Annotated in this window: 20 protein-coding genes and 1 tRNA gene; 12 read left to right on the top strand and 9 right to left on the bottom strand. The window is 60.9% G+C overall.

Annotation, left to right across the window (positions count from 1 at the left end; translation table 11 throughout):
- Positions 1 to 18: 18 nt before the first annotated feature.
- Entirely contained in the window at positions 19 to 1,929 is a 1,911-nt protein-coding gene (locus tag CAF74_RS19810) for a tyrosine-protein phosphatase (protein WP_085747459.1), read from the bottom strand.
- Positions 1,930 to 2,143: 214 nt separating this feature from the next.
- Between CAF74_RS19810 and CAF74_RS19815 the strand changes: the two genes are divergently transcribed.
- From CAF74_RS19815 to CAF74_RS19835, 5 genes are all read left to right on the top strand, one after another.
- Positions 2,144 to 2,428, top strand: coding sequence for a DUF4880 domain-containing protein (locus CAF74_RS19815; RefSeq protein ID WP_085747460.1), 285 nt, complete (start codon positions 2,144 to 2,146; stop codon positions 2,426 to 2,428).
- A 113-nt stretch (positions 2,429 to 2,541) separates the two neighbouring features.
- Positions 2,542 to 3,048, top strand: coding sequence for a PaaI family thioesterase (locus CAF74_RS19820; RefSeq protein WP_085747461.1), 507 nt, complete (start codon positions 2,542 to 2,544; stop codon positions 3,046 to 3,048).
- Positions 3,045 to 3,422, top strand: a complete 378-nt coding sequence (locus CAF74_RS19825) for a hypothetical protein (RefSeq protein WP_127797871.1) — start codon at positions 3,045 to 3,047, stop codon at positions 3,420 to 3,422. Before CAF74_RS19820 ends, CAF74_RS19825 begins: the two co-directional genes overlap by 4 nt.
- A 31-nt stretch (positions 3,423 to 3,453) precedes the next feature.
- Complete coding sequence (locus CAF74_RS19830) at positions 3,454 to 3,861, top strand: RidA family protein (protein WP_085747463.1); 408 nt, start codon at positions 3,454 to 3,456, stop codon at positions 3,859 to 3,861.
- A gap of 30 nt (positions 3,862 to 3,891) precedes the next feature.
- Positions 3,892 to 4,554 (top strand): glutathione S-transferase family protein, encoded by a 663-nt coding sequence (locus CAF74_RS19835; RefSeq protein WP_085747464.1) that lies wholly within the window; start codon positions 3,892 to 3,894, stop codon positions 4,552 to 4,554.
- Positions 4,555 to 4,563: 9 nt separating this feature from the next.
- Here the strand turns inward: CAF74_RS19835 and CAF74_RS19840 are convergent, their stop codons facing one another.
- From CAF74_RS19840 to CAF74_RS19855, 4 genes are read right to left on the bottom strand one after another with little or no spacing between them, the layout of a single operon-like run.
- Entirely contained in the window at positions 4,564 to 5,682 is a 1,119-nt protein-coding gene (locus CAF74_RS19840; protein ID WP_085747465.1) for an agmatine/peptidylarginine deiminase, read from the bottom strand.
- Positions 5,683 to 5,729: 47 nt separating this feature from the next.
- Complete coding sequence (locus tag CAF74_RS19845; protein ID WP_007955429.1) at positions 5,730 to 6,833, bottom strand: extracellular solute-binding protein; 1,104 nt, start codon at positions 6,831 to 6,833, stop codon at positions 5,730 to 5,732.
- A 1-nt stretch (position 6,834) separates the two neighbouring features.
- Positions 6,835 to 7,743, bottom strand: coding sequence for an N-carbamoylputrescine amidase (gene aguB, locus CAF74_RS19850; RefSeq protein WP_085747466.1), 909 nt, complete (start codon positions 7,741 to 7,743; stop codon positions 6,835 to 6,837).
- Between the two features lie 3 nt (positions 7,744 to 7,746).
- The gene (locus tag CAF74_RS19855; protein WP_085747467.1) at positions 7,747 to 8,799 is read right to left on the bottom strand and encodes an agmatine/peptidylarginine deiminase; all 1,053 of its coding nucleotides are present in this window, start codon (positions 8,797 to 8,799) and stop codon (positions 7,747 to 7,749) included.
- 137 nt (positions 8,800 to 8,936) lie between these two features.
- On the opposite strand from CAF74_RS19855, the gene CAF74_RS19860 reads away from it, so the two are divergent.
- Complete coding sequence (locus CAF74_RS19860) at positions 8,937 to 9,824, top strand: LysR substrate-binding domain-containing protein (protein WP_085747468.1); 888 nt, start codon at positions 8,937 to 8,939, stop codon at positions 9,822 to 9,824.
- On the opposite strand, the gene CAF74_RS19865 is transcribed toward CAF74_RS19860, so the two are convergent.
- On the bottom strand, positions 9,806 to 10,966 hold the full coding sequence (locus CAF74_RS19865) for a radical SAM protein (protein ID WP_085747469.1): 1,161 nt from the start codon (positions 10,964 to 10,966) through the stop codon (positions 9,806 to 9,808). The genes CAF74_RS19860 and CAF74_RS19865 overlap by 19 nt on opposite strands.
- Positions 10,967 to 11,036: 70 nt before the next feature.
- Positions 11,037 to 11,984, bottom strand: coding sequence for a LysR family transcriptional regulator (locus CAF74_RS19870; protein ID WP_085747470.1), 948 nt, complete (start codon positions 11,982 to 11,984; stop codon positions 11,037 to 11,039).
- Between the two features lie 134 nt (positions 11,985 to 12,118).
- On the opposite strand from CAF74_RS19870, the gene CAF74_RS19875 reads away from it, so the two are divergent.
- The 3 genes from CAF74_RS19875 (at position 12,119) to leuD (ending at position 14,691) form a co-directional block, all read left to right on the top strand.
- Positions 12,119 to 12,535 (top strand): RidA family protein, encoded by a 417-nt coding sequence (locus CAF74_RS19875; RefSeq protein ID WP_085747471.1) that lies wholly within the window; start codon positions 12,119 to 12,121, stop codon positions 12,533 to 12,535.
- A gap of 122 nt (positions 12,536 to 12,657) precedes the next feature.
- Positions 12,658 to 14,079 carry a 3-isopropylmalate dehydratase large subunit gene (gene leuC, locus CAF74_RS19880; RefSeq protein ID WP_085747472.1) on the top strand — a complete coding sequence of 474 codons (1,422 nt, stop codon included), beginning with the start codon at positions 12,658 to 12,660 and terminating at the stop codon, positions 14,077 to 14,079.
- Positions 14,080 to 14,082: 3 nt separating this feature from the next.
- Positions 14,083 to 14,691 carry a 3-isopropylmalate dehydratase small subunit gene (gene leuD / locus CAF74_RS19885; RefSeq protein ID WP_085747473.1) on the top strand — a complete coding sequence of 203 codons (609 nt, stop codon included), beginning with the start codon at positions 14,083 to 14,085 and terminating at the stop codon, positions 14,689 to 14,691.
- Between the two features lie 39 nt (positions 14,692 to 14,730).
- Here leuD and CAF74_RS19890 read toward each other — a convergent pair whose 3' ends face one another.
- Positions 14,731 to 15,648: a LysR substrate-binding domain-containing protein gene (locus CAF74_RS19890; protein WP_085747474.1), complete on the bottom strand. Its 918-nt coding sequence runs from the start codon at positions 15,646 to 15,648 to the stop codon at positions 14,731 to 14,733.
- A gap of 131 nt (positions 15,649 to 15,779) precedes the next feature.
- Between CAF74_RS19890 and CAF74_RS19895 the strand changes: the two genes are divergently transcribed.
- The 3 genes from CAF74_RS19895 to CAF74_RS19905 all read left to right on the top strand — a co-directional run bounded on the left by CAF74_RS19895 (position 15,780) and on the right by CAF74_RS19905 (position 17,766).
- On the top strand, positions 15,780 to 17,117 hold the full coding sequence (locus tag CAF74_RS19895) for a 2-hydroxycarboxylate transporter family protein (RefSeq protein ID WP_085747475.1): 1,338 nt from the start codon (positions 15,780 to 15,782) through the stop codon (positions 17,115 to 17,117).
- Between the two features lie 138 nt (positions 17,118 to 17,255).
- The gene (locus tag CAF74_RS19900) at positions 17,256 to 17,462 is read left to right on the top strand and encodes a hypothetical protein (RefSeq protein ID WP_085747476.1); all 207 of its coding nucleotides are present in this window, start codon (positions 17,256 to 17,258) and stop codon (positions 17,460 to 17,462) included.
- A gap of 229 nt (positions 17,463 to 17,691) precedes the next feature.
- Positions 17,692 to 17,766, top strand: a tRNA-Gln gene (locus CAF74_RS19905).
- Between the two features lie 50 nt (positions 17,767 to 17,816).
- Here the strand turns inward: CAF74_RS19905 and CAF74_RS19910 are convergent.
- The gene (locus tag CAF74_RS19910) at positions 17,817 to 18,209 is read right to left on the bottom strand and encodes a DUF1801 domain-containing protein (protein ID WP_085747477.1); all 393 of its coding nucleotides are present in this window, start codon (positions 18,207 to 18,209) and stop codon (positions 17,817 to 17,819) included.
- Positions 18,210 to 18,234 lie beyond the last annotated feature (25 nt).

Below are 18,234 nucleotides of genomic sequence, written 5' to 3' on the forward strand. Positions count from 1 at the left end.
GTCTTAAACGTCAGTTGGTCAGAACTGATAACTGGCCTTGAGCCCGCCACTGAAACCGTGGCTGTCGCCGCCACCGCTGGCACCGACTTCGGCGCCCAGGCTCAGAGCACCGAGATTGGCCATCAGGTTGACGCCGCCGCTGAACTGATCGCGGTTGTCGAACGCCGCGCGCTGCTCGATATCCAGCCCCAGCAGATGGCCCTCGCTGTCGACCTGATGATCGCCCAGCACATGCTCGTAACCGACCCGCACGCCCGGCACCAGTTGCCACGCGCCCATCGGCATCGGGGCGAACGAGACGTCGAGATTGGCCACCGCACTGCGGCGGGTTTCTTGAATGTCGTCCACATTGAGCGCCAATTCGCTGCCCTTCTCCTGGAAGCCCGACAGGTCCAGACGGCTGACGCGCACGCCGAGGCTCGGCTCCAGAATCACAGTGTTCAGCGGCATCCGATAACCGAGTGCCAACGTGGCGCCGCTGAGATTACCGTTGGTGTCGCCCTTCGCCGAACCCAAGCCGCCGCCGAGGTCGCGCTTACTGTCGTAGTCGACGTAACCGGCGCTGAGGTTGGCATCGACAAACAGCCCACGTTGCAGGCTGGTGAATCCATAACGGGCGCCAAGGTCGAGGAAGGTGAAATCGGTATCTGCCTCGCCACCTGCGCCGCCCACCGAACCTTTGCTGTAACCGATGCCGCCGCGAGCGCTGAATTGTTCGGAGAAGCGCTGAGTGACGCCAACCATCAGGCCCTGACTGTGTTCGTTGCTGCTTTGCGCATGGGCCGAACCGTCGGTGCCCAGGTAACCGGCGAGCGCGGTGCTCCACAAGCGGTAATGGCCGACCTTGAGGTCAGTGCCGCTGGCGAACGGCGCGGCGGCCTGCTCGATCATTGCGTTTTGACGCAGCAGGTAACTCGCCGCATCGGCGTGCACCTGACCGCCGACCGTGGACTCGACACCGCCGAGGGTGCCGGCGTCGATGGCCGATTGCAGGTAGTAGTTGTAGGCGCTGTAGGTGCCCGAGAGTTTACTGTTCTGCAACTCCCGCAACAGTTGCGCACCGGCGGCAGCGTTGCCGATAAGCCCGACCTGACCCGGCAGGCTGTTGTACTCGACCATTTTGCCGCGCAGTACATAGATGGTTTCCTGGGACAGACCCAGCCCCTGTTTGAGGTAGTTGTCCATGCTGCCGTATTGCGCGGTCACCTGATCCAGACCCGCTTGCAGGTAACTGGCCTCGACGCCCAGCAGCGGCGCGTAGATCGCGGCCATGCTCGGCGGCATCATCGCCAGGGTCTTGGCAACGCGGTCGGCGGTGTAGTCGTTGGTCGCCAGGTAGTTGCTCATGATCGTCGCGTTGTCGACCCCGGCGATGCTTTGCAGCACAGCGGCCGTCCAGCCGGTGCGATCCTTGCCGGCGGTACAATGGAACAGCGCGGCGCCGTCGACGCCGGCCAGTTCGTTGAACAGCACGCCCAACTGCCCGCGCATGCCGGCGTCGCTGACAAACGCACGGTTGGTCTCTTGCATCATCGCAGTCGCTTCGGCCGCGCTTTTGAACGAGACCGTGGTGATGTTCGCCCCCGAAGTGGTGGCGCCGATGATGTCGATATTCTGATAGGTTGCACCGCTGATCATCGTGTCCGGCGTGGCCGCAATTTCGCTTGGGGTGCGCAGGTCGTAAACGGCGTTGATCCCCAGACCGTTGAGGGTCGCCAGGTCCGATGCTGTCGGCGTCAGCGCGTTGGAGCGGTAGAACACACCGGCGCGCATGGTGCCGTCATGGGTCGTGGAGTAAGCCGTGGTAATACCGGCGACATCGCGGAAGTTGTCGATGCCTTGCAGGCGCGGGGTATCAAGGTCGGCCGCGTGGACGGCGGCGATGGACAGACTCAACACGGACAGCGAACACAGAAAACGTGGAAACACGATGCAGCCTCATTGAAAACCGGTTGGGCTGCCCACTATCTGCAAGGTTATGTGACTGAATATGACAAAACGTCGAAGACAGCCAATCCCGGCGCGATCTGTCCTTCGGCTGCGCGTTCTGTCCGTCAAACGGGCTAAATCCCTGCCGATATTTGACGTTTTTTTTGCAAGAGGCAGGGTAAAGTGCCCTCTCCGGCCATCCTGGAAGCAGTCAATGAACCTCCAAAGCCCTCAAGACGCCGATGATGAAATCCTCAATCAAGCGGCGCACTGGTGCCTGCGTCTGCAAGACGACAGCTGCACCCCTGACGAGCGTCAGGCATTTCAGCAGTGGATTCAGATCAGCCCGCGCCACGCCTTCGAATACGCGAAGATGCTTGAGGTCTGGGAATTGAGCGATCAACTGCCGGACGAGCGCGAAAAGTCGAAAAAGCGCAAGGCCTTGACCCTGCCGTGCAGCTTCGAAGAGTTTCAACGCAATCTGGCGCAGCGTAATTAGCCCTGCACCGGGATCGACGAAAACAGCAGTGCGCCCCACTCGAAGCAACGTTTTGTCCTTGAATCAAGGTTAGAATCCGCGCGGTTCGGCTAACAGTTTAAGGATGACCCCGCATGTCCACCCACGACACCTCCCTGCAAGACACCGCCGCCCCCGACGGCGTCTGCTTCGGCTGCGGCAGCAGCAACCCGCACGGCTTGCACATCAAGAGTTTCTGGCATGAGGACGGCGTGCACGTCATGGCCGAGCATGTGCCCGAGGCCAAATACTGCGGCTGGCCGGAGCTGGTCTACGGCGGCCTGATCGCGATGCTGGTGGACTGCCATTCCAACTGGACCGCAATGGCTTACCACTACCGGGCGGAGAACCGTGAAGCCGAGAGCTTGCCGCGCATCAACTGCGTGACCGGCAACCTCGGCATCAAGTTCATCAAACCAACGCCAATGGGCGTGCCGCTGACGTTGAAGGCCAGAGTCGACGGTGAGGTCGGGCGCAAGACCCGAGTGATCTGCGAGGTCTACGCCGGGGATGTGCTCACGGCAGTGGGCGATTCGGTGTTTGTGCGAGTGGATACCGAGCAGTTGGCAGCGGCGGCGCATGGACGGAATGAAGATCAATGAGTAACCGAGCAATAAACATTGTGGTGATTATCGCGATCAGCGTGATGGTGGTTGGCAAGCTGGAGTGGCTGACGAATTCGTATTTGCTGGCCCTGGCACAAGCGGGCGGTGATTTTGATCAGATGATTATCGACATCTGGTTTGGGGTGGCCTTTCACTCTCTGGTAGTGATCGTCGTGCCGCTGCTGCTGGCGTACTTCAAACAGACGCTTGCCAGTTATGTCGTGTTGATACTCGCGTTGTCGATCTACATTCTGCTCATCACAGGTGTCAATACTATTGCCCTGGTCATCGCCGGGCTAATGATCGCAGCAGTGGTATATGCGGTATTCACGCAATCGATCAACCTGATCCGGTACTTTCGCGCGAAGTGACCCGACTTACCGTTTACCTGGAGCCCCGGCCATGCCCGATCGCAAAATCATCATCCCCGACTCCATGAAAACCATCGTCGAACGCGCCGGATACGCCCCGGCGGTTCTGGTCGGCGATACGCTTTATTGCGCTGGTCAGGTGGGCCGCACCGCTGATTTGCAAGTCATCGAAGACCCCGAGCAACAGTTCATTCGTGCCTGGGAAAACCTCGACGAAGTGCTGAAGGCCGGTGGCTGCACCTTCGACGATGTGGTGGAGATGACCACCTATCACGTCGACATGAGCCAACACATGCCGGTGTTTCGCGAAGTGAAAAACCGCGTGTTCCCCAAGGGCTTCTGCGCCTGGACTTGCATCGGCGTCAGCGAACTGGCCCATCCGGGGCTGCTGGTGGAAATCAAATGCGTGGCCGTGCGCAGGCGCGCTATACCTGAGTAACGCCATTGCACCACATCGAGGTGTTAAACCATGAACTTGACCCTCTATTACCACCCATTGTCGTCCTACTGCCACAAGGCGCTGATCGCCCTCTACGAACACAGCGTCGCGTTCGAAAAACGCTTGATCGACCTGTCCAGCGAAGCCGAACGGGCCGAGCTTCAAGCATTGTGGCCGCTGGTCAAATTCCCGGTGCTGCGCGATCACGCGCGCCAGCGCACGGTGCCGGAATCGAGCGTGATCATCGAGTACCTGGATCATCAACCGGGGCAGTCGCAACGACTGATTCCCGAAGACTGGGAGACCGCACTGGACGTGCGTCTATGGGACCGGTTTTTCGACCATTACGTGATGACGCCGATGCAGCAGATCGTCGCCGACCGCATCCAGTCCGCCAATGGCGACCTGAGCAGTCAGCGAGCGCTGCTGGCCACGGCGTACGGCATGCTCGAACAGCAACTGGCCGACCGCGAATGGATCGCCAGCGCGGATTTCAGCCTGGCCGATTGCTCCGCCGCGCCGGCCCTGTTCTACGCCAGCACGCTGGTGCCGTTTGCCGCCGAGCAACCGCACCTCAGTGCCTATTTCGAACGGCTGGTGCAGCGCCCGTCGTTCAGTCGGGTCATCGAAGAAGCCAAACCGTGGTTCGACTTCTATCCCTTTGCCGAGGCCCTGCCTCAACGTTTCCGCTGAGGCTCGGCCTTACGCCGGCTGGTGACTGGTCACGCAGTGAATCCCGCCACCACCGGCCGCAATGGCGTCGATGTTGATCTGCACCACGTCGCGGTTCGGATAGAGTTTTTTCAGCAGGTCGAAGGCCTTCTTGTCCGCGCCCTTGTCGCCAAATTCCGGGGCAATCACCGCGCCGTTGATCACGAAATAGTTGATGTAACCGGCCGCGAAGTCGTCGTTGTCCTTGTTGAATTTGGTGTTGCGCGGCTTCAGCGGTGGCGACACGGTGTGGATCTGCAACGGACGACCGTCGGCGTCGGTAGCCTTTTTCAGGATTTCCAGGTGCGCCAGGGTGACCTTGCTGTCGTAGGAGCGCGGATCGGTGTCGAGGTTGGCGATCACCACGCCGGGCGTGACGAAGCGCGCATAGAAATCGACGTGGGCATCGGTGATGTCCTTGCCCTTGATGCCCGGCAGCCAGATGATCTTGCGCAGGCCCAAACGTGCTTTCAACTCGGCCTCAACATCGGCCTTGCTCCAGCCGGGGTTGCGGTTTTCGTTGACCCAGCAGCTTTCAGTCATGATCGCGGTGCCGTGGCCGTCGACTTCGATGCCGCCGCCCTCGCCCACCAGTTCACTGCGCTGGTAGGTCGCCTGCGCATCGGCCGCCACGCGCTTGGCGATCTTCGCGTCTTTAGAGTGCTGCTGCTTGTTGCCCCAGCCGCTGAAGTTGAAGTCCACGGCGCCGAGTCCGTTTTTGTCGTCGATGACGAAGTTGGCGCTGATGTCACGCATCCAGATGTCGTCGAGGTTGGCGATCTGGTAGGTGATGTTGGAGGTGCCGCAGATCTCTTCGGCCAGGCTGCGTTCGCCGCTGCGGCAATAGATGGTCAGCGGTTCGTAACGGGCGATGGCGCGGGCGATCCGGCCCAGCGCTTCCTGAACGTCTTCGGTGAAGTCTTCCCAGATCGCATCCTGCGCGCCGAAGGCCATGTAGGCGCGTTCGTGTTTGTCGCCCTCGTCGGGCATGAACCAGCGACCTTCGCCGGCCGCCAGTACCCGCGCCGGTGACAGACCGAGGCCCATGACGGCAGCGCCTACGCCGGCGGCGACTGAAACCTGTTTGATGAACTCGCGACGAGTCGGCATGTGTACGTTCCTGATGGGTAAGGGGCCGCCGGGGCGGCCCGGAAAAATCACTTGGCAGTGGCAGTCTTGAACTTGGTCCAGGTGCGCATGCGGGCGCGCATGTCGGCCTGGGGGATATCCTTGCCCGGTATCAGACGAGCATAGGTCGCTTCGTCGAGGTAGATGTCCGGGTTGTTGCGCATCGCCTCATCCACGTTTGGCCGGGCCTTGGCGTTGGAGGTCGGGTAACCGGTGAAATTGCTGATCGCGGCCATGTTCTCCGGGCGCATCACGAAGTTGATGAATTCGTAGGCGTATTCCGGATGTTTGGCATCGACCGGAATGGCCATGGTGTCCATCCACACCGTGGTGCCTTCGCGCGGCACGCGGTATTGGAAGCGGGTCTGCTTGCCGGCGCTGTCCGAGGTGCGCTGAGCCTGGGTCATGTCGCCGCTGTAGCCGAGGGACAGACACAGGTTGCCGTTGACCAGATCGGTCACCGGTTGCGACTGGAACTTGCGGATGTACGGCCGCAGCTTCATCAGCAAGTCACTGGCCGCCGCCAAATCCGCAGGCTTGGCGCTGCGCGGGTCGCGGCCCAGATAATTGAGCACCACGGCCAGCACTTCGTCCGGCGAGTCGATCATCGAAATCCCGCAGTCGGCGAATTTGGCCGCCAGTTCCGGTTTGAACAGCATGTCGAGGCTGTTGACCGGCGCGTCGGCCATGCGTTGCTTGATCTGCTCGGCGTTGTAGGTCAGGCCGATGGTGCCCCAGGTGTACGGCACGGTGGCCTTGTTCGAATGCTCGTAATGGCTGCGCAGTTTTTGCAGGCCCGGTTCGATGTCGTTCATCGCCGTGATCTTCGAAGGATCCAGCGGCAACAGGCTGCCGGCGCGCATCAGGCGTTCGGCCACGGTGTCGCCGGGGAAGATCAGGTCGTAGCCGCTGCCACCGGAAAGCATCTTGGCTTCCAGGGTTTCGCTGCCGTCCATCACGTCGTAGATGACCTTGATCCCGGTTTCGGCGGTGAATTTGCTCAACGTGTCTTCAGCGAAATAATCCGCCCAGTTGTACAGCCGCAAGGTCTTGTCTTCGGCGTGCACGGCAGGCATCAGACCGGCCAGCGCCAGGCCCAGAGCGCCCAGCAACCACTTGTGTGAGGTAGGCATATCAGACTCCTTGAGGATTCCAGCGGGCGTTAAGGTGGCGGCCGTCCTGGCTGAGCAAGGCGCCGTACATTTCCGGACGACGGTCGCGGTAGATGCCCCAGCTCAGGCGATCTTCACGCATGGCTGCCAGATCCAGGCTTTGCACCAAGACACCGGTGCTGGCGCGGTCGGCTTCGGCGAGCACTTTTCCCTTGTGGTTGCAGATGAACGATGAGCCGTAGAAATTCATTTGCAGCGCCGCATCGGTGCCCGCCACTTCGCGGCCAACCCGGTTGGAAGCGATCACCGGCAGCAGGTTGGCAGCCGCGTGGCCACGCATGGTCATCTGCCAGTGATCTCGCGAGTCCAGATCCGCGCAGCCCGGTTCCGAGCCGATGGCCGTCGGAAACAACAACACTTCGGCGCCCATCAACGCCATGCAGCGGGCAGTTTCCGGGAACCACTGATCCCAGCAGATGCCCACGCCGAGGCGGCCGAACGCGGTGTCCCAGACTTTGAAACCGGTGTCGCCGGGGCTGAAATATTCCTTCTCCTGATAGCCGATGGCGTTGGGGATGTGGGTCTTGCGATACACGCCCAGCAAACGCCCGTCGGCATCCGCCACGCTCAGGGAGTTGAAGTAGGCGTTGCCGGCCTTCTCGTACCAGCTCAGCGGCAACACCACGCCCAGTTCGCGGGCCAGCGCGGCGAAACGCGACAGCACCTGACTGTCGCGGTACTCCTCGGCCAGCGCCATGTGATGGTGACTCTGCTCGATGCAGAAATACGGCGTGGCGAACAGCTCCTGCAACAGGATCACTTGCGCACCCTGCGCGGCCGCTTCACGCACCAACTGCTCGGCGTGGTCGAGGTTGCTTTTCAGGTCCCAGGTGCACGGCATCTGGGTGGTGGCGACTTTGAGCAACGTCATCGATCAACCCTCCACCGGCCAGGCTGGCTGTTGCTGGGTAATGCAGTGCACACCGCCGCCACCGTGAGCCAGATGATTGATCTGCACCGGCACTACTTCGCGGCCCGGGAACGCCTTGGCCAGGGTTTCTGCCGCGACATGGTCGGCCTCGATGCCGTACGCCGGCATGATGATCGCGCCGTTGGCGATGTAGAAGTTGGTGTACGAGGCGCAGAACACTTCGGCTTCGGTGTCCACCGCATCGGTGGCTTCATACAGCTCGATCAGCTCGAATTTGCGGCCCTGGGCATCGGTGGCCAGCTCCAGTGCGCGGCGGTTTTCCCGCACGACTTCGGCGTACACCGAGCTGCGATCGTGCGTCGCGTCCACCAGCAACACGCCGGGGCGAGCGAAGGCGCAGACGCCATCGACGTGACCGTCGGTCATGTCGCCGGTGACGTAATCCGGATCGCCCGGCAGCCAGATGGTCTTCTTCACGCCGAGCAGACGGCTGAAAATCTCCTCCATCTCCGCCTTGCTCACGCCGGGGTTGCGGTTGGGGTTGAGCAGCACCGATTCGGTGGTGATCAGCGTGCCCTCGCCGTCCACGTGAATCGCGCCGCCTTCGTTGCTCAGCGCCGTGCCGAAGCACTCGCCGCCCAGGTGATTGAGCACGCGACGGGCCAGACTTTCGTCCAGATCATGGGCGGACTTGCCGCCCCACGCGTTGAAGCGCCAGCTCACCCCGGCCAGACCTTGTTCCGGGTGAACCACGAAGCTCGGGCCGGAGTCGCGGCACCAGCTGTCGTTGACGGCCAGTGGAATCAGTTCGATGTTCGGCCCGCACAAGGCTTTGGCGCGGGCGATGGCCGACGGATCGACGACCATTTTCACCGGTTCGAAACGGGCGATGGCATTGGCGACTCGGGCGAAATCTTCCTGCACCAACGGCAAGGTGACGCCCCAGCCCGATTCCCACAGGGCCTGATTGTGTGGCCAGACCATCCAGGTCGCCGCGTGCGTCACCCACTCTGCCGGCATCATCCAACCGCTGTTGTTGTTTTTGTTCTGCTGCATGGTAAAAAGCCCTTTGAGTTAAGCCATTGTGTTCAATGAAAACAGCCTTGGCGGCGTTGACGTGCATGCTAATGGCGGCCTGAAGGGCAAACAAACGATGGATTTAGCGGAAAACTGATTAGAGGAACTTATCGATCATGCTGAAACACTGGCCACCCCTCAGCTCGTTGCGCGGCTTCGAAGCCGCCGCAAGGCTGGGCAGTTTTCACAAGGCCGCCGAGGAACTGAGCCTCACGCAATCGGCCATCAGCCAGCAGATCCGCAGCCTTGAGGCGTATCTGGAGCAACCGCTGTTTTTCCGCAGCGGGCGCAGCGTCAGCCTGACCGACGCCGGCCACGATCTGCTCAGCACCACCCAGGCCATGCTGCAGCAACTGTCGGTGGGCATCCGGCGACTGGGGCAATACCAGAAACCCAATCAACTGGTGCTCAACACCACGCCGGCGTTTGCCCGGCACTGGTTGCTGCCGCGACTGGGGGATTTCCGCCGTCAGCATCCGAATGTGGACCTGTGGATTTTCAGCACCGATGAAGTGCCGGACATGGCGACCCAGACCATCGATCTGGCGGTGCGCGACGACATCAGTTCGCAGGCTGAATGCAGCTTCAAGGTGCTGCATGCCGACCGCCTCTACCCCGCGTGTCATCCGAGCTTGTTAAGCGTGCCGAGCGCCCAGCGGACGACGCTGCACGGCGAGCGGGAAATGGACTGGAGCCATTGGGCGGTGGAATCGGGGATCGATGTCGGCCAGCAGGATCAGGGCCTGAATTTCTCTGATCCGGGCCTGTTGTTGGACGCGGCGTGTTCAGGTCTGGGGATTGCGCTGGTCAGTCAGTTGCTCAGCCGTCAGGCGCAGCAAAACGGGCTGTTGCAGCCACTGGTGGAGCAAACCATTCGCGGCCCGAACTGGGCGATGCTGACGCACCGCGACAGCGAGAACGACCCGATGGCGCGATGCTTCAGTCAATGGCTTTCAACTCAACTGGCAGAACCCGAGCCGCCGGCTCAGACGGCCGTCAAATGACCTGCGCCTGGCCGGCCTTCCAGTCGCCCGAACAGTACGTAATGCTGATAACCGCTGGTGAACGCCCCGGCGGAAATCGCATTTCTGACGTCCTGGTTCAGCTCCAGATATTGCGCTTCGTCAAAGTGTTCGGCACTGACTTCACCACTGCGCCCGAGCCTGTCACTCTCGATCGGCAAGCCCATGATCGTGCGTCGCTGGAAGTCGATTATCCGGTTGACAGCGTGGCTCTGCAGCGGTCCCTGATTGGAGTGCCCCGAGTAGATGTGCAATCCGTTGTTCGCACAGCGATTGCACATGTCGACGCAGTTCGGCTGGGTGGACTTGAGCCTGGTCAGTTGTGCCAGCGGCATATCAAGGTACTTGCCCACCTGATATTCGGTCTGATTGAAAATGGAACAACACAGGATGGTGTTGCCATTGCAGTCGAGCACCAGCCAGTCATCCTTGAGCCCGCATGCCTGCTTCGGATAATGGCGAACCAGATTGACCAGGTCGTCGAAGGGTGGCAACGCGAGTCGCTGCAGGGTCTCGCGATCAGTGTCGGTCACCGACGGGTCGCGCTCGATCAGCGCCAGCGTCTTCTCCAGCGGCATCATCACTGAATACCCGGTCGAGAACTCGAAGCCCAGACGCTGGCTGAATTCGCGCATCAGCCCTTCTTCTTCCATGTTGTCGAGGTAGCGGTGGTAGTAGACCTCGATCCGCGTGTTCAAGCCATGTTGCTGCTTGAGCTCATGCAGTTTGATCATATTGGCCTTGACGACTTCAATGTCGCCGCCTACGTGCCCCTGCTCGTACGTCTGCTGATAAAACCCGGACAGCGAGATACGGAAGAACCATGGATTGGCGAGCATCGCTGTCTCCATGTTTTTCGCCAGATTCAAATTGGAACTGATACCGCTCTGCAAACCGGCGGCATTGATGATCTCGACAAACTCGCCGATGCGCGGGTGGATCAACGGCTCGGTCCAGTTATACAGAAAAATCGACTCGACCCCTTCGCTTCGGGCCTTCTCGACGATCTTCCTGAACATGTCAACTTGCATGGCTTTCTTGAAGTTGACGTTTTCCGAGTTGCCCATCGGACACGAGGGGCAGCTCAAATTGCACGCGCCGACAATATCGATGTACATATTCATTGCGAGTGAAGCTCCTTGATTGAATAGCGGTGCATCCAGACTTGCCGACTTTATTGATCGCCGATATTCGCTATTTTTTTGACAGTCCGGGAGCGCGGTCAGCAAGTTCCGCGCCATTGGCACGCGTGGCCATCAATTCCACGATCCAATCGATAAATACCCGTAGCTTTTGGCTGATATGCCTGTTCGGCGGGTACGCAACGTACAGCGGCATCGGGTCAAGCGCCCAGCCCTCGAACAGTGCAACCAACTCACCTCGGGCCTCATGCTCCGCCGACATGTAACTCGGCAGCCAGAGCACACCCAGACCGGCAAGGCCTGCCGCCAGATAGGCGTTGCCATCATCGACCGCCAGAACATGCCGGCCCTTGATCAGCAGGTTCTCCGTGGCATTGCGCAAGGCGTAAGGCACCGGTCTGCCGGTGCGCGCCCAAAGAAAACCGACCACCCGGTGATGGCTGTTTTCCAGCTCACGGGGATGCATCGGGGTGCCGGCGCGGGCCAGATAACTCGGCGCGGCGTACACGCCAAGCTGAAGATCCGCCACCTTCCGGGCCATCAGTGACTGATCGCGCAGCTCCCCGCCACGGATAACGCAATCGACGTTTTCATCGATGATGTCGACGATCCGGTCACTGACGCCCATGTCGATCTGGATCTCCGGGTAGCGCGCGTAAAACTCGGGCAGCGCCGGCACCAGAATCAGATTGGCCAAGGGGCTGGGCACATCGACCCGCAAGCGTCCCTTGGGCTGCGCCGCCGCACCGGGAAGACTGGTCTCGGCGTCGTCCATGTCCGCCAGCAACTTGATCACCCGCTCGTAATAGGCCGCACCGTCCGCCGTGGCGTTGACCTTGCGCGTGGTGCGGTTGAGCAATTTCACTCGCAGCCGCGCCTCCAGTTGCTGAATGAGCTGGGTCACGGTGGTCTTGCTCATGTGCAAAGTCTCGGCGGCCTTGGTGAAACTGCCCGCCTCCACTACTCGGGCGAAGGCTTGCATCGCGTCAAAACGGTCCATATCCCACCTCTGAAAACGGCTCGATTGTTTGGGATTTGCAAACAGTGAGCGCCAAGGTTGCGCGTTTATCGCGCCGATGCAAGCGCCTAGAGTGGCTCCATCACAGGTTTTCAACCCATTGAAGGAGACACCCCATGACCCGTGCCCAACCAAAACGCGACGTGGTTTTCCCGCCCGGACGCCATGCGCTTTACGAGCGCAATCGTTATTCGCCGGCGGTTCGCTCCAACGGTTTTCTGTTCGTCTCAGGGCAAGTCGGCAGCCTAGAGGACGGCTCGCCCGAGCCGGATCTGAAACAACAGGTGCGACTGGCTTTCACCAACCTCAACGCGATTCTCGGCGCGGCCGGCGGCAGCTTCGATGATGTGGTGGACGTGACGGTGTTCATGGTCGATCCGCAATCGACCTTCGAAACCATCTGGGAAGTGGTGCCGGAGTTCTGGGGCGAGGCGCCGCACCCGACCATTACGGCGGTCGGCGTGACGTGGCTGTATGGGTTTCAGTTCGAGATCAAGGTGATTGCCAGGTTGCCGGAGGAGACACGGGCGTAGGCTTGCGGCAATTGCTCACAATCCGTGTTCAACGGCTTCACTGAAGCGCTCTTGATGCCGTTTCCGCGATCAATATGCTGGCGTCATGTTGTTTTTGCCCCGGACAGAAAAGAGCGCAATCCATGCCCAGCCCGAGAACGCTGTACCAGAAGCACATCGACAGTCACACCGTCTGCACGCTCGACGATCAGGGCCACGTGCTGCTGTATATCGACCGCCAGGTCGCCAACGAATACACCAGCCCGCAAGCCTTCAGCGGCCTGCGTGATGCCGGGCGTACGGTGTGGCGGCCTGCGGCGACGCTGGCGGTGGTCGATCATGTGAACCCGACCGCACCGAAACGCATCGCGACCATGCCCGACGCCGGGGGCGCGCGTCAGGTGTCGTACTTCGAAGAAAACTGCCGCGACTTCGGCATCGAGCTGTTCGATGTGCTGGACAAGCGCCAGGGTATCGAACACGTCGTGGCGCCGGAACAAGGCTTCATTCTGCCGGGCATGGTGGTCGCCGCCGGTGACAGCCACACCACCACTTACGGCGCACTGGGCGCCTTCGGTTTCGGTATCGGTACTTCGGAAATCGAGCACCTGCTGGCGACGCAGACGCTGGTCTACAAACGTCTGAAAACCCTGCGGGTGACGGTCAACGGTGAGCTGGGCGCAGGCGTCACCTCCAAGGACATCATCATGGCGCTGATCGAAAAGATCGGTGCGTCCGGCGCCACCGGTTACGCCATCGAATTCACCGGCCCGGCCATCAGCGCCCTCAGCGTCGAGGCGCGCATGACCATCTGCAACATGGCCGTGGAGGCCGGTGCCCGGGGTGCGTTCATGGCGCCGGACGACAAGGTGTTCGCTTACCTGCAACGCAAGCCGCGTGCGCCCAAGGGCAAGGTCTGGGAGCAGGCAATCGAGCGCTGGAAAACCCTGCACAGCGACGAGGGCGCGGTGTTCGATCGCGAAGTCATCCTCGATGTCGGCGCGCTGGAGCCGATGGTGACCTGGGGCACCAGCCCAGATCAGGCCGCGCCGATCAAAGGGCACGTGCCGGACCCGGCCGCCCAGCCCGATCCGATCCTGCGTCAGGGCCTGCAGCGCGCCCTCGACTACATGGGCCTGACACCCGGCATGCCGCTGAGCGAAGTGACGATCAGCCATGCCTTTATCGGTTCCTGCACCAATGCGCGGATCGAAGATTTGCGTGACGTCGCCCGCGTGGTGCGCGGCAAGCGTGTGGCGGCCCATGTGCGGGCGATGATCGTTCCCGGCTCGACGTTGGTGCGCAATCAGGCCGAGGACGAAGGCCTGGCGCAGATTTTTCTCAACGCCGGTTTCGAATGGAGGCAATCGGGTTGTTCGATGTGCCTGGCGATGAACGACGACGTGCTCGCGCCGGGTGATCGCTGTGCGTCCAGCACCAATCGCAACTTCGAAGGCCGTCAGGGCGCCGGTGCGCGCACCCACCTGATGAGCCCGGCGATGGTCGCCGCCGCCGCCATCAGCGGCCATTTGACTGACGTGCGCACCGTCGCGCTGGAGGCTTGAACCATGCAACCTTTCGACACCGTCAGCGGCAGCGCCGCGCCGTTTCTTGCGTCCAACATCGACACCGACGTGATCATGCCCAAGCAGTTTCTCAAGGGCATCGATCGCCAGGGGCTGGATCGCGGGCTGTTCTTCGATCTGCGCTTTCTCGCCTCCGGCGAACCCAACCCGGAATTCGTGCTCAACCAGCCGGCCTGGCAGGACGCGGCGTTTCTGGTGACCGGTCCCAACTTCGGCTGCGGCTCCAGCCGCGAACACGCGGTCTGGGGCTTGAAGCAAGTGGGGATCCGCGCACTGATCGGCACCACGTTCGCCGGGATTTTCTACGACAACTGCCAGCGTAATGGCGTGCTGGCGATTCAACTGGATGACGCGCAGTTCAAGCGCGTGGCCGAGGCGATCAGCGTCCCGGAAACCGCGCGGATCAGCGTGAATCTGGCGCAACAGACCCTCGAGCTGGCAGACGGCACGCAGATCGAGTTCGAGATCGATCAGTTGCGCAAACAATCGTTGCTGCTGGGGCTGGATGCCATCGGCACCACGCTGCAACGCACCGAGCAGATCCGCGCCTTTGAAGCGCGGCATCTGGCGGACAATCCCTGGCTGGGTTGATGGCAAAAAAAAACGGGCGGTTCATTGAACCGCCCGTTTTCATTCCACAGACAAATCGCGGAAGTACTCTTCCAGAAATTCCACGCACACCCGCAATTTCGCCGACTCGCTGAGCCGGGTCGGATAGACCGCCCAGACGTTGGCGCTCTGGGTGTAGCCGTCCAGCACCTGCACCAGCCTGCCCTGCTCGAGCATCGGTTTGACGTCCCACATCGAGCGCAACAGGATTCCGCCGCCGCTCAAGGCCCACTCCAGCACGATCTCGCCACTGTTGGAGGACAACGGGCCATTCACTCGCACCGTTTCTTCCCGTCCGTCCTTGCTCAGGGTCCAGATACCGAACGCGTTGTTGCGCTCCTTGAGCACCAGACAATCGTGGTCTTTCAGGTCTTCGAGAGATTGCGGCGTGCCCCGGCGTTCGAGGTATTCCGGTGTGGCGCACAACACGCGCCGGTTGCTCACCAGTTTGCGCGCCAGATGCTGGCCCGGCAGGTCATCGCCGACGAGGATCTCCAGGTCGAAGCCCTCGCCCACCAGATCGACCACCCGGTCGAACACGTCCAGCCGGATGTCGAGTTTCGGACACGCCCGGGACAGCTGACTGATCGCCGGCGCCACATGATTGCGACCGAAACCGAAGCTGCTGCAAATGTGCAGCGAGCCCGCCGGCTGGTGCCGGGCCTGGGAAATCTCGCCGAGAAACTGATCGAAATCCCCCAGCAGTTTCTCCGCCCAGATCCGCACCCGCTCGCCATCGTCGGTCAACGCGATGCGCCGGGTGGTGCGGTGCAGCAGCTTGGTCGCCAGCGTGGTTTCCAGCACCGAGATGCGTTTACTGACGTAGGCCGGTGAGAAGCCCAACTCGTCGGCGGCGCTGGCAAAACTGTTCTTGCGGATGACGGTGAGGAAGACCTTGAGGTCTTCGGGCAAGGGAAATTGGTCACGATTCGTGTTCATAGGCCGCATGCTTCCGCTGTTTATCACGCATTTTGCGAAGGATACCATCGAATCACCGCCTCGCCACCCGAGCCCGGTGCACCGTGGTTTCCCGTCAATCCTCGATAAAAACAAACATGAGGACATGCGTCATGAGCGACTCCCTTGAGCAATCCCTGAACGTCGACGGCCCGCGCGCCGGCGGGTTCATCCAGCGCCTGTGCAGCTATGAGATCGGCGTGATCCCGCTGCCGATCTTCCTCGGCATCGCCGTGATCGTGTTTCTGTCGGCCCACCTCGGTTTTCTGCCGAAGAACATGATCGGCGGTCTGGCCGTGATCATGACAATGGGTGTGTTCTTCGGCCAGATGGGCTCGCGTCTGCCGATCCTGCGGGAAATCGGTGGCGGCGCCATTCTGTGCCTGATGTTGCCGTCGGTGCTGGTGTTCTACGGCTTCTTCGGCGCGCCGACGATCGACGCGACCAAAATGCTGATGAAGGAGGCCAACTTCCTGTACTTCGTGATCGCCAGCCTGGTAGTCGGCAGCATCCTGGGCATGAGCCGGTTCATCCTGGTCCAGGGCATGATCCGCATGTTCATCCCCTTGCTGGCCGGCACCCTGGCCGCCGTCGCGAGCGGGCTGATTGTCGGCAAACTTGCCGGCTACAGCGTCTACCACACGTTCTTTTTCATCATCGTGCCGATCATCGGCGGCGGCATCGGCGAAGGCATCCTGCCGCTGTCCCTGGCCTATTCGACGATCCTCGGCGGCACGCCGGACATCTACGTCGCGCAACTGGTCCCGGCGGCCGTGGTCGGCAACATTGCAGCGATCATCTGCGCCGGTTACCTGGCGCGGCTGGCGCTGAAACGCCCGGCCATCAACGGTGAAGGCGCCCTGATCCGGTCGAAAGTCGAAAACGATAAATTCAAGGTCAAGGATGAGTCCGCCACCGCCATCGACCTGCGACTCATGGGCGCTGGCGTGCTGGTCATCTGTGCGTTCTTCGTCCTCGGTGGCCTGCTGGAAAAGGTCGTCGGGATTCCGGGGCCGGTGATGATGATTCTCGCGGCGGTGCTGTTCAAATACGTGCGTGTGCTGCCGGAGAAACTGGAAAAAGGCGCGCAGTCTTTCTACAAACTGGTTTCCGCCGCCTTCATCTGGCCGGTGATGATTGGCCTTGGAATGTTGTATGTGCCGCTCGACAGCGTGGTGAAGGTGTTTTCGATCGGCTATGTGCTGGTGTGCCTCAGCGTGGTGGTGTCGATGACCGTCGCCGGTTTTTTCATCGGCAATCTGATGAAGATGTACCCCATCGAATCGGCCATCGTGACCTGCTGCCACAGCGGCCTGGGCGGCACCGGCGACGTCGCGATCCTGTCGGCCTCGAACCGGATGTCGCTGATGCCCTTTGCCCAGATCTCTACCCGTATCGGCGGCGCTTCGACGGTGATCCTGGCGACGCTGTTGCTGGGGTTAGTTGCCTGAACAGAATCGGCTTGTTGCCGGTGAGCTTCCGGCGGTTCATCAACCCGGCTCCGCAGTTTTCCGCACGGTTGCCGCTAAAAAACTCGAACTCGCGCCAAAGCGCTGCATCCAACGTTTAAGCCAACGGAGGTCAGCGCCATGAACAACGACAGTAAAGCCCCACCTACCGATACGTCCGGCAAACCGGTCAATGTGGTGAAACGCGATCTTGAAGACCCGGACGACGACACGCGCGGCGTGGATGAGGTCATCACGCCCTCGTCGACCCGCACCAAGGAGCAGAACGCTGAGGAGTTGCAACGCAAGGTCGACGAAATCGAACGCAAGGTTGCGGACGGTAATTGATCGGTTCGTCGAGGCAGGTCTTTGCCAGGTTTTCGGGCTACATCGGTCGCGCCGGTTTTCATGACGATCGCTGAAAAGCCCGAAAAACCTGACCGGCGATACCGTCCGGGAAATAAGTAGCTGTTTTGCCTGAAATTTATTGGCTTCAGGGGTTCACAGATCGCAAGAGCGCTGGTAAAGTGCCGCCCACTGTTGCAGAGGTCCTCCCGGGACTGAAACCAATAGCTACAGGGGCGTCGCCAAGCGGTAAGGCAGCAGGTTTTGATCCTGCCATGCGTTGGTTCGAATCCAGCCGCCCCTGCCATTTTTTCCTCGTTTCACCCTCCTCCGCGTCACCTCCGCCTCAACGGCAAATCACTTCTTTGAATTCAACGTAATCGCCGAACGCACCAGCGCTTTCAGAGCCTTGGCATCGATCTTGTCGTCTTCGTGAACATCAATCGCCCGCCGGGTATTGCCTTCCAGACTGGCATTGAACAGTCCTGACGGATCCTCCATCGCCGCGCCTTTGGCAAAAGTCATTTTCACCACGGCCTTGTAGGTTTCCCCGGTGCAGATGATGCCGTTGTGTGACCAGACCGGAACGCCGCGCCACTTCCACTCCTCGACGACCTCCGGGTCAGCCTCATGAATGATCGCGCGGATCTCGGCCAGCTTCTGGCCACGCCAGTCATTCAGTTCCTTGATTCTTGCATCGATCAGCGCAGAGGGATTCTCAGTCGCCGCGCCGCTGCAGTCCTTCTTCATATCCTTGTTCTCCCGAAAACCTTTT

Origin of the sequence: Pseudomonas sp. R45(2017), from assembly GCF_002112305.1 — a bacterium.
Lineage (GTDB): Bacteria > Pseudomonadota > Gammaproteobacteria > Pseudomonadales > Pseudomonadaceae > Aquipseudomonas > Aquipseudomonas paraglycinae.

Coding starts and splice junctions, on each gene's coding strand:
- CAF74_RS19845 (WP_007955429.1), bottom strand. CDS start 6,833: ATGCCTACCTCACACAAGTGGTTGCTGGGCGCTCTGGGCCTGGCGCTG.
- CAF74_RS19860 (WP_085747468.1), top strand. CDS start 8,937: ATGCTGAAACACTGGCCACCCCTCAGCTCGTTGCGCGGCTTCGAAGCC.
- CAF74_RS19870 (WP_085747470.1), bottom strand. CDS start 11,984: ATGGACCGTTTTGACGCGATGCAAGCCTTCGCCCGAGTAGTGGAGGCG.
- leuD (WP_085747473.1), top strand. CDS start 14,083: ATGCAACCTTTCGACACCGTCAGCGGCAGCGCCGCGCCGTTTCTTGCG.
- CAF74_RS19815 (WP_085747460.1), top strand. CDS start 2,144: ATGAACCTCCAAAGCCCTCAAGACGCCGATGATGAAATCCTCAATCAA.
- CAF74_RS19855 (WP_085747467.1), bottom strand. CDS start 8,799: ATGCAGCAGAACAAAAACAACAACAGCGGTTGGATGATGCCGGCAGAG.
- CAF74_RS19840 (WP_085747465.1), bottom strand. CDS start 5,682: ATGCCGACTCGTCGCGAGTTCATCAAACAGGTTTCAGTCGCCGCCGGC.
- CAF74_RS19900 (WP_085747476.1), top strand. CDS start 17,256: ATGAACAACGACAGTAAAGCCCCACCTACCGATACGTCCGGCAAACCG.
- leuC (WP_085747472.1), top strand. CDS start 12,658: ATGCCCAGCCCGAGAACGCTGTACCAGAAGCACATCGACAGTCACACC.
- CAF74_RS19865 (WP_085747469.1), bottom strand. CDS start 10,966: ATGAATATGTACATCGATATTGTCGGCGCGTGCAATTTGAGCTGCCCC.
- aguB (WP_085747466.1), bottom strand. CDS start 7,743: ATGACGTTGCTCAAAGTCGCCACCACCCAGATGCCGTGCACCTGGGAC.
- CAF74_RS19890 (WP_085747474.1), bottom strand. CDS start 15,648: ATGAACACGAATCGTGACCAATTTCCCTTGCCCGAAGACCTCAAGGTC.
- CAF74_RS19835 (WP_085747464.1), top strand. CDS start 3,892: ATGAACTTGACCCTCTATTACCACCCATTGTCGTCCTACTGCCACAAG.
- CAF74_RS19820 (WP_085747461.1), top strand. CDS start 2,542: ATGTCCACCCACGACACCTCCCTGCAAGACACCGCCGCCCCCGACGGC.
- CAF74_RS19830 (WP_085747463.1), top strand. CDS start 3,454: ATGCCCGATCGCAAAATCATCATCCCCGACTCCATGAAAACCATCGTC.
- CAF74_RS19895 (WP_085747475.1), top strand. CDS start 15,780: ATGAGCGACTCCCTTGAGCAATCCCTGAACGTCGACGGCCCGCGCGCC.
- CAF74_RS19910 (WP_085747477.1), bottom strand. CDS start 18,209: ATGAAGAAGGACTGCAGCGGCGCGGCGACTGAGAATCCCTCTGCGCTG.
- CAF74_RS19825 (WP_127797871.1), top strand. CDS start 3,045: ATGAGTAACCGAGCAATAAACATTGTGGTGATTATCGCGATCAGCGTG.
- CAF74_RS19875 (WP_085747471.1), top strand. CDS start 12,119: ATGACCCGTGCCCAACCAAAACGCGACGTGGTTTTCCCGCCCGGACGC.